Source organism: Chlamydia ibidis 10-1398/6 (assembly GCF_000454725.1).
GTDB classification, from domain to species: Bacteria; Chlamydiota; Chlamydiia; order Chlamydiales; family Chlamydiaceae; genus Chlamydia; species Chlamydia ibidis.
This window is the reverse complement of sequence record NZ_APJW01000003.1, coordinates 162,455-175,491: the sequence shown is the minus strand read 5'-3', so window position 1 is coordinate 175,491 and position 13,037 is coordinate 162,455. Positions and strand designations below refer to the sequence as shown.

Genomic DNA, 13,037 nt, shown 5'->3' with positions numbered 1-13,037 from the left:
AATTACATGTAACAGTTTTCTTTCAATTTCAGTAACGCTGTCTCTTTGTTGGAGTATTTCGTAACGGCCGAGTTTTAAGTGTTTTTGATCGTTTTATTCTAGGGAATAGGTAATGCTTCGCTATCTATATTTAATTCTACTTTCCATATTCATACCGAACTCTCTTGTCTTGGGGAGTTGTGAGAAATTCAACCTTGCCCATGGTTATCAACCACCTACTTATAGAGATACGGATTCTGGATCTAGAATTTACTACTCTTATTTTTCTGCATTGGAAGATGCACAGGAAAATGATAAACTAGCTATTGTTGTATTCTTTAATCCAACAAATAAGGATGTTTTTAGTCATTTGTTTAATACCGGGAAGACTAGCTCGGCTCTGTCAACGGATTTACAGAGCTTAGGTAATGTGGTGGTTATGCAAAGGGGATTGATCTCATCTTTAGAATACTATCCTAAAATGGATCCAATGACTTTATATATGGCAGATTTCTGCGATCGTTTCCCTACTTTAGATCTTTCTCAAGGTCCTTCAATAATTCTTATTATTATTGATAAAAATGGGAGAGACGTTATTGCGGGGATACGCTCTGTTAAAGTGCATAACTAATATCTAATTACTTTTAATTTTATTTTAATATTGATTTTCAAATTATAATCTGCGTTCAGGATAATTCTGTCGCGAGAATTAATTTGTCTTTTTAATAATCAGTTTGATATCCTTCCTTGGAGTTTTTAAACGTCTAGCAAGGGAGGAGTCCTATGCGCATTCTCTTATCTCTACTTTCATTATTACTAGCATTGCCAGCTGCCATCGGAGGAGAGACTTCTCGTAACAAGGAAGAAGAATCTGAACAAGCGGCCGAGGACCCGTCTTGCATACATCATTCTTATATTTCAGCTGTTTCAGCTGCAAGAAATAGTGGTAAGGACACAGTAATTGTTTTGTTTAGCGAAGACAAATCTGGTAAATATTTTTCTCAACTAGTTGATTTAGCGAAAACAATGGAAAAGACAGTTCTAAGTCAGTATGCAGAGTTTTCTGTTATTAGTTATACAGGGATTAGCCTGTTAATTTATCCTCCCTTACCTGATCCTATGAGCGAGGAAGTTGCTAAGTTTAAGCACGCTTTCCCTGAACTTACATCCTCGTCTGATGATAATGCCTATATGGTTACGCTTTCTGTTTCTCCTCATAATGTACAGGTAATGGATACAGTTCCTTTAGACTTGGAGCATAAGAATTTTAGTTAGCTCTTTCTGTCGTTTTCTTATCTCATTTTGTTAATGTTTCTTACAAATCAAGAATGCCCTCAAGCTTTTTTGAGGGCATTAGTTTAGGTAGAAAGTATATCTATCTTTTTACTTATCTGTTTGGTATCCTCTTAAAAAATTATTTTAATTCGGTGCTTTTATGCGTATTATAGCTTCTCTAATTTGTGCTTTTTTTACTTTTAGCTCTTTTATCTCAAGAGCTGATGCGAATGCCGTACCAGCTGTTTTAACTTCTCATACTGACGAGTTGGGTTATCGAGTCTTTGATGACTATACGCTGGGGTTAAGCTTCGCACAGGACAAGGAAGTGCCTCTGATTATTGTATTGGTAAGTGGGGAAAGAAATGATGAATTGAGTGAATTGTCTCGTTTAGGTTTTTGCGAGAATGATGGTCTTGGTACGTTGTTAAGCGAGGTCGCCTGTCTTGTTATTTTACAACCTGATGAGTGCGGTAATCTTCCTGATTTGGAGTCGCTTAAAGCTACATTTCCGGGGCAGGATCTAGAATGTGAGGGCGAAGGAGTACATCTGCTAACGATTATGTTAACAGAAAACGGCACTCCTGAGCTTTTAGATAGGATGACTTTCGATATCTAAGATTACTTATACTGTGTGATTTGAAAAGTAGCAATTAAATTGCTACTTTCTTGGTCCCTATTTTTTTGTTGGAGGCTACACTTTTAATTCTTCCCAGGCATAATGAGAAAAGCTTTCCATTGCTTTAATTAGCAGATGAATACGTAAGCTTTTCAATGTTTCATCACTACTCGCAATATGTACATTATTTAGGAAGTTTTCAATATGTACACAGAGCTGAGCTAGTTGGTAAAGATATTCTGAACTACACTTTTGTCCCTCTTTTACAGCATTATTAAAGTTATCTATTGCTGTTTTTAGTAATGATTCTTCCTTCGAAAGGATTTCTAGTGTTACTGGATTGGTGGAGATTTGTAGAGAAGTTAAAATCTTTCTCAAGCGGTTGTGAGTCGAAATAATTCGCTCTAGTATGTTTTTGTTTTCAGATTTCATTTGTCGAAGAACTTGGCAAGAACGTATACTCATCAGGGGATTTTTTACCGTTGTTTGAGATAGAACTGCAGAAATTTCATCTTTGTGAAATCCTAAATTTGTTAGTACAGTTTTCAATCTTCCCCAAATGAATGTGAGTAGATCATTAATTACCTTAGATTTGTCCCAAGTTTTGTTCTGAATTGTATTCGGAAAATTTTCAGCTAATTGGAAAAAAAGCTTCTCTAAATTTACAGATATTCCAGCAACGTTAAGCATATTCAGGACTTCTAAAGATTGTCTTCTCAAAGCATAAGGGTCATGAGATGATGTGGGCTTTAGGTCTAAAATAAAACACGAAAGTAGGTTATCAAGACGGTCGATAATACTTAATAGAATGCCGGTCATTGAAATTTCTTGAAAACAAGTAATATGGCGTAGATGTTCTCCCACAGCAACAGCTGCGGCTGATGAGTAACCTGCATGTTTTAAATAATACTCTCCCATAATGCCTTGTAATTCTGGGAATTCATTGATAACAGAAGAAACTAAATCAGCTTTACAATAGTCAACGGCTATAGAGATATCTTCTCGAGAAGAGATGGGGGCTAAAGGATAAATAATGTTTGCGTGTGCCTTAAGTCTTTCTACTTTGTCATACAAAGAACCTAAAGCGTCAAAGTAAGTGACAGATTTTAGTTTTTCTACGAAGGAAGATAGTGGAGTTTTTAAATCCTGATCAAACAAGAATCTCCCATCGGTAAGCCGAGGCGTTAAGGCTTTCTCATTACCCTCAGTGATGATATGGTTAGGTGAGTTATCACATACTAGAATGAAGTGATTGCTAATAGTACCATCCTTTCCTTGAGTTGGAAAATATTTCTGATGGTTTACCATCTCTGCTATCAATAATTCCTTAGGTAAGAGACAAAACTCCTTATTGAAGCGACCCGACGTCACAAAAGGATGTTCTGTTAGAAACACTATTTCTTCGAGTAGTCGAGGGTTAGGAATAGGGTATACCTCTTCAGAACTATGAGCTTTTAAACCTTGTTCAATAATTTGACGACGTTCTTGTTGTGAAATAATCACACAAGCATTGCGTAAGGTTTCAACATAACTTTCGCAAGATTTAATAATTATCTCTCTTGGATCTAATTGTCTGTGTCCCCAAGAGGAGCGTCCCGCAACAACTTCACCGAATGTGAAAGGTAGAATATCTTTACCATACAAAGAAACTATCCACCGAATAGGACGTGCATACTCTACTCTGCTTGTGTCCCACACCATCTTTTTAGGGAATTTAATATTCTGGATTAATTTGGGGAGTTGTTCGCGTAGAATATCTACCGTATTTATTTTTTTTTCAGGATAGATAAGAAAAAGATAGGGAACAGATTTTACATCACGAATCGAGAAAAAGGTCTGCTTAGCTAGATCATCAATGTGAGAAATATTTACGTTATAAGAGGTGAAGAATTGAGCACCTTGAGAGGTTACCTCTCCAGATTCAGAAAATAACATTGAGAGCATCGGACCTTTTTTTTCCGTAGATGGCTGTAGGGCTACAGGTGCCAGTTTACTCACCAGTAAAGAAATACGTCTCGGAGAACCCAGAACTTCCAGAGTGTCGTAGGATATATTGTGATCGGAAAATAATTTTCTTGCGATCGAGTCCAACTGTTGCATGCCAATTGGAACAAAAGTTGCAGGCAATTCTTCCGAACCTATTTCTAAAAGAAAATCTTGAGCAGTAGAAATTTCAGGAAAATCAGGAATGGTTATTGTTTTTTTAGTCGTTTTGGTTTGGCCACCCAAAAGAGGATAACCAAGGGTTGCACGCCATTCTACATATCGGTCAGCAACGAGACGAGCTAGCTGACGAATTCTTGCAATGTATCGTGTTCGTTCAGTGACAGATATTACTCCACGAGCATCTAAAATATTGAAAGCATGTGAGGCTTTGATAACAAAATCATAAGCGGGGATTGGAGTTCCAGAATCCAGAATTCTAAGAGCTTCTGAAGAGAAATCTTCAAAATGTTTGAGCCACATTTCTGAGCTAGCAATGTCAAAATTGTACTCACTCCATGCTTTTTCAGACGATTGAGTAATATCGCCATAGGTTAGATTGTCATTCCATAGGATGTCGTAAACAGAATTTTTTTGTTGAAGATACATAGCAATACGCTCTATGCCATAGGTGATCTCTCCACTGATAATGTCAAGAGGTTTGCTGCCAATTGCTTGAAAGTAAGTTAATTGCGTGATCTCCATTCCATTCAGCCAAACTTCCCAACCTAGACCCCAGGCCCCGATTGTAGGATTTTCCCAATCATCGTGCACAAAGCGAATATCATGATCTCGTAGGTCCAAGCCGATAGTTTTAAGTGACTCTGTGTAGAGAGTGAGAAAATCATCAGGTACAGGTTTAAGGATCACTTGCAACTGGTGATAGTTCTGCAAACGGTTGGGGTGTGAACCATAACGACCGTCTTGAGGACGGCGAGAAGGTTCTACGTATGCAGCTTGGTAAGGTTCTGGACCTAAAGCTCTGAGAAAAGTTGCCGGATTAAAAGTACCTGCACCAACTTCCAAATCATACCCTTGATGTATAACACACCCGTGATCACTCCAAAATTTCAAGATAGTTGCAATCATTGATTGTAAAGTGAGAGGACGTGAGGACATATAAGGAACTCCAAAAAATCATGAGCGATAGTACTTTCCTTCATGCTTCAAATGCCAGTATAGAACACAGGCAAACATGTATAGGAAGGTATAAGATAAGCTAAGATATCACTACAGAGAAAAACAAACAATATTAACGGAATCTGGGTCAAAGGAATTGAGACATTTAGATTTCAGTGTTAAAGGAAATACTTTTTGTTCATAATATTATTCCATACTTGCACTGTAATTTTCTTATATTTAACTTAACCTTTACTGAGGCTGTGGCTATTTTCAGGCGAATTCTTGTGCTAGGAGTGTTGTGTGGGACTACCTAATTATTTAACTTTTTCCCGGTTGTTTATAACGCCAATTTTTATGTTGTTGTATTTAAAGGGGAAGTGGTTAGGGATTACTCCTACAATTCTTCCTTATGTATTACTTTTTCTTTTGGCTGTCTCGGAATTAACAGATGCCGTCGACGGCTACATTGCTAGAAAGTTTTCGCAAGTTACTGAATTGGGTAAACTTTTAGACCCAATGGCAGATAGCATCTATAGGATTTCTATTTACCTAACTTTCACTCAACCTCCGGTCAATCTTCCTTTGATTCTCGTATTTATTTTTTTAGCTCGAGATTCTGTTATTAGTACTCTGCGTACCGTATGCGCTTTCCGTGGGGTTGTTGTTGCTGCACGGCCAAGTGGGAAAATAAAAGCTGTTTTGCAGGCTTTGAGTTTTTTCGTTATTATCCTAGCCATGATTCCTCATTCGTTGGGCCTAATTTCACAGGAGATACTGGAATCTATCGCTACTGTCACTGGGATTGTAGTAGCGATTTATTCAATTTGTTCTGGTGTCGAGTATTTTTGGGTAAATAAAAATTATTTACTTCAAAGAAGTCGGCCCCAATCAGACGATGAAGATAGAGAGTTGTAAATATTAACGTAGTCTTGAGCCATTTTTTCTAATCCTGACTGACGTAACATGCCTTGCGTAATTAGTTGATGCCATATTTCGGGGTGATGCCAGTAGGTATTCATCGCTCGATCTAGCATGTCATGAAACTCGTTGGGATTTGTTATATCCGAGAACGTGAACCCCTGTTGGTAGTCGATGACAGTGTCCGCCAACCCGCCAGTTTTTCTTACTAAAGGAATAGTTCCGTAGCGCATGGCAATCATTTGTGTGAGGCCGCAAGGTTCAAAATGTGAAGGGATGCAGATCATATCTGCCGCTCCATACGTTAAACGCGACAATGCATCATTATAGTCCAAAATTATACGAATGTTTGGAGAATCAGTAAGTGATTTTTGTAATTCAAGAAATTGTTTGCGTAGTTCTGGCTCTTGACATGTTCCTATGAGTATGAGCCCATAATCATTTTTCATTGCATGAAGAATCGCTTCTTTCATAAATTCTGGCCCCTTCTGTGCAACAATTCTTGAGATCATGCAGAGTAAGGGCTTTGTACTCGTTCTTATACCTAGTTTTTGATAAAGAGATTGTTTATTTTTCTCTTTCATGGAAGATAAAATACTTGGGTTATCTAGAATAGAGATGTCGTAATTAGCAGCGAGACACGTGTCTGTAGATGGATCCCAAATTGTTTCATCTATCCCATTTAAGATACCAGAAAAGTTTAGAGATCTCGATACTAATGCCTCATGAATTTCGTAATCAGACAGATCATATAGCATTTCCTTGGCATATGTTGGTGATACTGTGGTAATGTAGTGAGCACAGAGTATAGCTCCTTTCATAAGAACAGACGTTTGATTGTTTCTGGATAGACTGTAAGTTTGTAGCTCACGGCTATCCATAGATGAGGCGGAGAGTAGTTGTGTGCTGCAGTAACCCCGATAGCTAAAATTATGGATAGTAAATACTGTTTTTAGATTGTGTTGGTAACTCTTATTCTTTAAAATTCCCGGAACTAAGCCCATGTGCCAGTCATGTACATGGACAATGTCTATTTTTTCACTACCTTGGATATAATTGGCTACTGCGCAAGAAAAGGCAATAAAACGATGAGCATCGTTCTCGGAATATATGGCATGTGTATTAAATAATTCACTTTGTGTTAACAGCTCTATTACTGTTAGTTTTATCCCGTTGTAAGCGTAAGACTTAGATTTTGCCCTTTGTGTTCCTAGAAACTCGTAAGTAAAAGAGCGTTCTTCTAAGATTGTAGAACGCGGAGGAGAAAATATGATTGGGTATAAAGGGATTACTACTTCTACATCATGAGACAAGCTGAGTTGTTTTGATAAACTATAAACAGCATCCCCAAGTCCACCAGCCTTCAAGAAGGGAGCGTATTCTACGGTTGCGTGTACAATCTTCATAATTTTTTCATTACTTGATTCTTGTTCCATAGCAAGCTAAATAGAAAAATCTCAACTTCAAAAAGGGAACATTTTGACGTTATCGCAAAAATCTTAATGACTTTGAAATTTTCCTATTTTCAAAAACTAAGAATTAGATAAACTATGGAGTCTGTTGGGGTGTGGCCAAGCGGTAAGGCAGCGGTTTTTGGTACCGCGCATCGGAGGTTCGAATCCTTCCACCCCAGTCTCTTTCCTTTCGGTTATTTCTTACAGATTCATTAAGGTGTTTTCTCGAGTTAGTGCAAGAACTTCGTCGCAGGGAAAATATTGACTTTTTCCGAGATAGAGTTATAATTTTGCCTCGAAAATCTTCGGAATTATGTTTCGGTGTTTTTGAGTTTTTCGATACCGGCTGTATTTTGATGAAAGAGTTCACTATTGCTCTTTCGTATGCAGTAGGGCACCGGATTTTGTGGCCGCGAGAGGTATTTGCGATTAACATGTTGATTTTCGGGCTGGGGCGTAGTCGCGAAGGAGCTAGAGCAGCTTGTCCGGAAACTTAGTGTTCTTAAACATCTATTTAAGGACCCCAAGCGTTTGGTTTGGGAGTATGTCAGCTCAAGATTATTGGAGAATAGCACATTATGGAGCTTGTAGTTACAAGTCGTGAGACTAATAAAAAATCGTTTCTTAAAAAAATTCGTCAACGTGGGGGCATTCCAGCCGTGATCTATTCTGACGGCAAAAGTTTGGGAAATGTTGTTGTAGATGCTCACGTATTCAAGAAATTTTTGTCAAACTTAGAGAGTGGTGCGCTATCTTCTACAATTTTTTCTTTATCCTATGAAGGGCGTACTATCAAGGCTCTTGTAAAAGAGATACAGTACCAGGTTACTACTTATGAAGTAATCCATTTAGATTTTGAGGAGCTCGTAGAAGATCGTGACGTTAAGTTAAACATTCCTATTCGCTGCATTAATGCGGTTGATTGTGTAGGGGTGAAGTTAGGAGGCTCTCTAAGACAAGTGATTCGCTCAATACGTGTGGTATGTAAGCCAAAGGATATTGTTCCTTTCTTAGATCTAGATGTACAGACCTTGGGGCTTTCACAAACTAGAAAGTTATCGGATATTGATATTCCAGCAGGTATTCGTCCTGTGACTTCCTTGAAAGAAGTTGTTGTAACTGTTTCTAGAAGATAGTTAGTATGGCGCGGCTTGTGGTGGCTATAGGAAATCCTGGGTCTCGATATGCGTGGACTCGTCACAATATAGGGTTTCTTTTGGTTGATCAGCTAGTTGTAGAATTTCAAGCTTCAAGTTTTAAAGATACACCGAAGTGTTTTTCGTTGTCGGCGAAGTTAGACTTACCTTCAGGGCCTGTCATTTTTATTAAGCCTAAAACCTATGTTAATCTCAGTGGGAAGGCGGTCCGGTCTGCAAAAGATTACTATGGTGTGTCTTTAGACCAGATACTTGTTCTTGCAGATGATGTAAATCGTAAGTTTGGCGATGTGCGTTTGAGGGAGAGTGCAGGAAGCGGGGGGCATAATGGTGTTAAGAGCATCACTCATGCTTTAGGGTCGAATGGCTATTGGCAGTTGCGTTTGGGAATTGGAAAGCCCTCTGTTGTGTCTCAGGAGCTGTCTGATTTTGTGCTCAGCCCTTTTAGCGAAATGGAAAAAGTCCAAATGAGCACTATGTTTGCCGAAGCTACACGTCTTTTCTCTTCTTGGTGCGGCGTCATCTAAGGAGATCAGAAAAGATAATTGTCAGTGCGGGGGGTATGTCTGGCTCGCCCTCGTAAGTGTTTCGTATGAGGTTATTGTGATTTCGTTCACTAAAATATGTGCCAGTTTAAGTTAAGCTACTCTAATATTTTTAGGAGTTTTTAATGAAGAAAAAGACAGCCCAACTTTACGAGGGGGCATATGTGTTTAGCGTCACCTTAAGTGAAGAAGCTAGACGCAAGGCTCTCGATAAAGTGACTTCAGGCATTATAAATTACGGTGGTGAAGTTCTAAAGATCCATGATCAAGGTAGAAAAAAATTAGCTTACACTATTCGTGGAGCGAGAGAGGGGTATTATTACTTCATCTACTTCACAGTAGCTCCGGAAGCAATTGCAGAATTATGGAAAGAGTATCATTTGAATGAAGATCTTCTTCGTTTCATGACTCTTAGAACTGATTCTGTCAAAGAAGTTTTAGAATTTGCTTCATTACCTGAATAATTTTTTAAGGAGAAAATATGAATAAGCCTGTTCATAATAATGAACACAGAAGGAAGCGTTTTAATAAAAAATGTCCTTTTGTTTCCGCAGGTTGGAAAGACATAGATTATAAAGATACGGAAACTTTGAAAAAGTTTATCACCGAAAGAGGTAAAATTCTACCTAGGAGAATTACAGGTGTCTCTTCCCGCTTCCAGGGTATACTCACTCAAGCAATTAAAAGAGCGCGTCATATGGGGTTACTACCTTTCGTTGGTGAAGATTAAAAGAGGAAGAAGAACAAGATGAAACAACAACTACTTTTACTCGAGGATGTTGATGGTTTGGGGCGTAGTGGAGATATTGTGACAGCACGTCCTGGTTATGTAAGAAACTATCTTCTTCCTAAATCTAAAGCTGTTATTGCTGGAGCAGGGACTTTGCGTTTACAGGCAAAGTTACAGGAGCAACGTCTGTTAAAAGCTGCTGCAGATAGAGAAGAGTCTGAGAGGCTTGCTTCAGAGTTAAGAGATATTGTGCTTGAATTTCAAGTCCGTGTTGATCCTGATAACAATATGTATGGTTCTGTAACTATAGCAGATATTATCGAGGCTGCTGCTCAGAAAAATATTATTCTCACTCGCAAAAATTTTCCTCATTCTCATTATGCTATTAAAAATCTCGGGAAAAAGACTATTCCTTTGAGATTAAAAGAAGAGGTCACAGCTACTTTGATTGTGGAAGTAACTTCTGATAGCGCGAGTCTAGTAGAAAGTTCGACAGAACAGTAGTCAAGTTTTAGGGGTGGGGTGTTCCCTCCCCCGATACTTTTAGTGGTCTATGGAATTTTTCTCCCCAGCAAAGTTGAATCTTTTTCTTAAGGTTTTTGGAAAAAAATCCAACGGTTTTCACGAAATTATTACTCGATACCAGACGATAAATTTTGGGGATACACTTTCTCTAAGTTTGGGAGACATTGACAGGCTGATGTCTAATTTGCCTGCTCTTGAGAATTCCGATAATCTTATATGGAAAAGTTTGAAGCTATTTCGACAAGTTACAGGTATCACTACTCCTGTAGTTTGGCAATTGTATAAACGTATCCCCTTAGGTGCAGGTTTAGGGGGAGGAAGTAGTAATGCTGCTACGGCATTATTTGCTCTTAATAGTTTATTCAAGACAAATTTAAGCGTTGATGTCTTACAGGACTTAGGAAAAAGTATTGGGATGGATGTTCCTTTATTTTTCTCTTCCGGGTCATCTATTGGAATCGGACAAGGAGATCATATTCTTCCAAATTCTGTACAATTAGAAGAGGAGAATTACGTTCTCTATTTTTCAAAAGAGGGCGTTAATACTAAACTTGCATTCTCACAGCTTCTTCCTTCAGACTATGCTGGCAACGTTAAAGATGCAATGTTTTATAGTGGAGACAATGATCTTGAGAAGTCTGTATTTCGTTTTCGCCCAGATTTAAAAGCAAAAAAAGAAGAGTTAGAAAGGATATGGAGTCCTTTCCACTCATATGTTATGATGTCCGGAACCGGAGCCACTCTGTTTGTGCGCTATCCTAAGAAATTAGAAGAAGATCTCATTACTCGTAAAACAATCTCGAAGATCATTCAGAAAACACAAGGGATACTGGCAAACGCTATTCACAGAACCAACCCCTGCTGGTATATTGGTCATTCAAAATCAGCAACTTGCAAATAATCTGCCTTCTGCGACAGCAATGATTTTGTTTGCCTCTACGGATAAAGTGCTTTCAGCTTGGCAAACTTCATATTGCTTATCTTTTGGCTCTAACTTATCAGAAAAGTGAAAAACCTGTTTCGAAGTAGCCATGACTTTAGAAACGTGCCTTTCTAATTTGTTAGCCTCGCGTGGTAACATTGTGATGGTATGCTGCGACATAATTTAGCCCTCGTCTTCCACCCTTAATTAAATGAATATTTTTTTTTTACAATTCCTTTCCTTAGTTTTTCCTCAGGAGCTAAATCAGGTATTTTGTTTATTTATATATTTTTCTCGCCAATCAGGTTATAGCCGTACCTCAGTTATGGATATTTTTTCAATATGATTGGAAGGACTGAGCAGGATTTACTATACCCCGAGTTATATCTTTCTTTTTACTCATGATATCTTTATTTCTAGCAAAAACAGTGCTTGGTTGTACTAGTATATGATTCTACCTAAATATTCTCCGTTGCTCAGAACTGGGGCAGCTATATTATTTTTCTTTTCAGTAGTTCATACATTTCTAACCCCTTGGTTATATAAGTTATACCAAGGTTATCGACATAAAAAAACGATCTTTCCTGAGAGATGGAAAAGGTATCTTTGGTTGAGTGAAGTCTATCGGTTAATTAGCAGAGTAGAATTAGTTTTTATATTATGGTCAGTACCGTTGTTTTTCTGGTTTTTATACCTGGAAGGATACAAGGTAACCATAAGTTATTTTGACAGCAGAAACTATGTATTCTCACTGTTTATTGTGATCATGCTTATTTTGCTAGAGTCCAAACCTGTCATATGTCTTTCAGAAAGGGTATTTTCCACTATAGCAAAAATTGGTAAGCAGTCTCCTAGATTTTGGTGGTGGACAATCATGTTGGTTGCTCCATGCTCCTCTGTTCTATTGAAAGAAACAGGCGCAATGATTATGGCAGCGACTTTGCTTGTAAGGCATTTTTATAAATTTCAACCATCATCTAAGTTTGGTTATGCTACAATGGCATTGCTGTTCTGTAACATATCTATTGGCGGGTTAACTTCCGCTTTATCGTCCCGGGCCCTGTTCATTATTCTTCCAACAGTTAAGTGGGGGAATCATTTTATTTGGAGTTACTTCAGCTGGAAAGCAATGTTATCAGTTTTGTTGTCTACAACAATCTATTACATCATATTCCGCAAAGAATTTAACAAGTTTCCTAAAGTAGTAACTACTTCTACAGTACCAGGCGATCGTGTCCCTAAGTGGATAATCTGTGTTCATATTGTTCTTCTCGGATCAGTAATTTTGGCCAGAAGCACTCCACTACTTATGATTGCAGCTTTGGTTTTCTATTTAGGTTTCCAAAAATTTACTATTTTTCACCAAACTCCTATTAACTTTTCCAAAGTATGTTTTGTAGGACTGTTTTATGCTGGATTGATGATTTTTGGAGAATTACAAGAATGGTGGGTACTTGAGTTAATGCATAGAATGTCGGATTTTGGTTATATGATCACGGCATATACCTTATCAATATTCCTGGATAATGCATTAGTAAATTATATTTTATATAACCTGCCCATGGCAACAGATTGTTACCTCTATCTAGTTATCGCAGGATGCATGTCAGCAGGAGGACTAACGATTATCGCAAACATGCCGAATGTAGTGGGTTATTTGATTCTTAAACCGTCATTCCAGTCTTCATCATTTTCTCTAGGGTGGTTATTCTTATTTGCCTTAATTCCTTCGCTTATTTCTTTAATCACATTTTGGTGTCTTAGGGCTATCCCAGAATTTGACTTTTGCTTCTTCAGATGAGGAAATT

Annotated in this window: 15 protein-coding genes and 1 tRNA gene; 13 read left to right on the top strand and 3 right to left on the bottom strand. The window is 38.0% G+C overall.

Annotated elements, in window-relative coordinates; genetic code table 11:
- The first annotated feature begins 112 nt into the window (after nt 1-112).
- The 3 genes from H359_RS04280 to H359_RS04270 all read left to right on the top strand — a co-directional run bounded on the left by H359_RS04280 (nt 113) and on the right by H359_RS04270 (nt 1,873).
- Entirely contained in the window at nt 113-610 is a 498-nt protein-coding gene (locus H359_RS04280) for a hypothetical protein (RefSeq protein WP_021119621.1), read from the top strand.
- A gap of 152 nt (nt 611-762) precedes the next feature.
- Complete coding sequence (locus tag H359_RS04275) at nt 763-1,254, top strand: hypothetical protein (protein WP_020370529.1); 492 nt, start codon at nt 763-765, stop codon at nt 1,252-1,254.
- A gap of 160 nt (nt 1,255-1,414) precedes the next feature.
- Entirely contained in the window at nt 1,415-1,873 is a 459-nt protein-coding gene (locus tag H359_RS04270; RefSeq protein WP_020370528.1) for a hypothetical protein, read from the top strand.
- Nucleotides 1,874-1,948: 75 nt separating this feature from the next.
- Here H359_RS04270 and H359_RS04265 read toward each other — a convergent pair whose 3' ends face one another.
- Nucleotides 1,949-4,975 carry a glycine--tRNA ligase gene (locus H359_RS04265; protein ID WP_020370527.1) on the bottom strand — a complete coding sequence of 1,009 codons (3,027 nt, stop codon included), beginning with the start codon at nt 4,973-4,975 and terminating at the stop codon, nt 1,949-1,951.
- Between the two features lie 303 nt (nt 4,976-5,278).
- Here H359_RS04265 and pgsA point away from each other — a divergent pair, with 303 nt between their 5' ends.
- Nucleotides 5,279-5,893 carry a CDP-diacylglycerol--glycerol-3-phosphate 3-phosphatidyltransferase gene (pgsA, locus tag H359_RS04260; RefSeq protein WP_020370526.1) on the top strand — a complete coding sequence of 205 codons (615 nt, stop codon included), beginning with the start codon at nt 5,279-5,281 and terminating at the stop codon, nt 5,891-5,893.
- Here the strand turns inward: pgsA and glgA are convergent.
- A complete protein-coding gene (glgA, locus tag H359_RS04255) occupies nt 5,848-7,302 on the bottom strand; it encodes a glycogen synthase GlgA (protein WP_020370525.1) in 1,455 nt (484 codons plus the stop codon). The two genes, pgsA and glgA, sit on opposite strands and share 46 nt — an antisense overlap.
- Before the next feature lie 155 nt (nt 7,303-7,457).
- Here glgA and H359_RS04250 point away from each other — a divergent pair.
- The 8 genes from H359_RS04250 (at nt 7,458) to ispE (ending at nt 11,208) form a co-directional block, all read left to right on the top strand.
- A tRNA-Gln gene (locus H359_RS04250) sits at nt 7,458-7,529 on the top strand.
- 177 nt (nt 7,530-7,706) lie between these two features.
- Entirely contained in the window at nt 7,707-7,847 is a 141-nt protein-coding gene (locus H359_RS05105) for a hypothetical protein (RefSeq protein WP_238318214.1), read from the top strand.
- Between the two features lie 81 nt (nt 7,848-7,928).
- A complete protein-coding gene (locus H359_RS04240) occupies nt 7,929-8,486 on the top strand; it encodes a 50S ribosomal protein L25/general stress protein Ctc (protein WP_020370523.1) in 558 nt (185 codons plus the stop codon).
- A 5-nt stretch (nt 8,487-8,491) separates the two neighbouring features.
- The gene (gene pth / locus H359_RS04235; protein ID WP_020370522.1) at nt 8,492-9,034 is read left to right on the top strand and encodes an aminoacyl-tRNA hydrolase; all 543 of its coding nucleotides are present in this window, start codon (nt 8,492-8,494) and stop codon (nt 9,032-9,034) included.
- Between the two features lie 143 nt (nt 9,035-9,177).
- Nucleotides 9,178-9,516, top strand: coding sequence for a 30S ribosomal protein S6 (gene rpsF, locus H359_RS04230; RefSeq protein ID WP_020370521.1), 339 nt, complete (start codon nt 9,178-9,180; stop codon nt 9,514-9,516).
- Nucleotides 9,517-9,533: 17 nt separating this feature from the next.
- Complete coding sequence (gene rpsR / locus H359_RS04225) at nt 9,534-9,782, top strand: 30S ribosomal protein S18 (protein ID WP_020370520.1); 249 nt, start codon at nt 9,534-9,536, stop codon at nt 9,780-9,782.
- 18 nt (nt 9,783-9,800) lie between these two features.
- Nucleotides 9,801-10,286, top strand: a complete 486-nt coding sequence (gene rplI, locus H359_RS04220) for a 50S ribosomal protein L9 (RefSeq protein WP_020370519.1) — start codon at nt 9,801-9,803, stop codon at nt 10,284-10,286.
- A gap of 49 nt (nt 10,287-10,335) precedes the next feature.
- A complete protein-coding gene (ispE, locus tag H359_RS04215) occupies nt 10,336-11,208 on the top strand; it encodes a 4-(cytidine 5'-diphospho)-2-C-methyl-D-erythritol kinase (RefSeq protein WP_020370518.1) in 873 nt (290 codons plus the stop codon).
- Here ispE and rbp7 read toward each other — a convergent pair.
- Nucleotides 11,191-11,409: a reticulate body protein Rbp-7 gene (rbp7, locus tag H359_RS04210; protein WP_035392204.1), complete on the bottom strand. Its 219-nt coding sequence runs from the start codon at nt 11,407-11,409 to the stop codon at nt 11,191-11,193. The two genes, ispE and rbp7, sit on opposite strands and share 18 nt — an antisense overlap.
- Before the next feature lie 268 nt (nt 11,410-11,677).
- Between rbp7 and H359_RS04205 the strand changes: the two genes are divergently transcribed.
- Nucleotides 11,678-13,030 (top strand): putative Na+/H+ antiporter, encoded by a 1,353-nt coding sequence (locus H359_RS04205; RefSeq protein ID WP_020370516.1) that lies wholly within the window; start codon nt 11,678-11,680, stop codon nt 13,028-13,030.
- The last annotated feature ends 7 nt before the right edge of the window (nt 13,031-13,037 follow it).

Coding starts and splice junctions, on each gene's coding strand:
- H359_RS04280 (WP_021119621.1), top strand. CDS start 113: ATGCTTCGCTATCTATATTTAATTCTACTTTCCATATTCATACCGAAC.
- H359_RS04275 (WP_020370529.1), top strand. CDS start 763: ATGCGCATTCTCTTATCTCTACTTTCATTATTACTAGCATTGCCAGCT.
- H359_RS04270 (WP_020370528.1), top strand. CDS start 1,415: ATGCGTATTATAGCTTCTCTAATTTGTGCTTTTTTTACTTTTAGCTCT.
- H359_RS04265 (WP_020370527.1), bottom strand. CDS start 4,975: ATGTCCTCACGTCCTCTCACTTTACAATCAATGATTGCAACTATCTTG.
- glgA (WP_020370525.1), bottom strand. CDS start 7,302: ATGAAGATTGTACACGCAACCGTAGAATACGCTCCCTTCTTGAAGGCT.
- H359_RS05105 (WP_238318214.1), top strand. CDS start 7,707: ATGAAAGAGTTCACTATTGCTCTTTCGTATGCAGTAGGGCACCGGATT.
- H359_RS04240 (WP_020370523.1), top strand. CDS start 7,929: ATGGAGCTTGTAGTTACAAGTCGTGAGACTAATAAAAAATCGTTTCTT.
- pth (WP_020370522.1), top strand. CDS start 8,492: ATGGCGCGGCTTGTGGTGGCTATAGGAAATCCTGGGTCTCGATATGCG.
- rpsF (WP_020370521.1), top strand. CDS start 9,178: ATGAAGAAAAAGACAGCCCAACTTTACGAGGGGGCATATGTGTTTAGC.
- rpsR (WP_020370520.1), top strand. CDS start 9,534: ATGAATAAGCCTGTTCATAATAATGAACACAGAAGGAAGCGTTTTAAT.
- rplI (WP_020370519.1), top strand. CDS start 9,801: ATGAAACAACAACTACTTTTACTCGAGGATGTTGATGGTTTGGGGCGT.
- ispE (WP_020370518.1), top strand. CDS start 10,336: ATGGAATTTTTCTCCCCAGCAAAGTTGAATCTTTTTCTTAAGGTTTTT.
- rbp7 (WP_035392204.1), bottom strand. CDS start 11,409: ATGTCGCAGCATACCATCACAATGTTACCACGCGAGGCTAACAAATTA.
- H359_RS04205 (WP_020370516.1), top strand. CDS start 11,678: ATGATTCTACCTAAATATTCTCCGTTGCTCAGAACTGGGGCAGCTATA.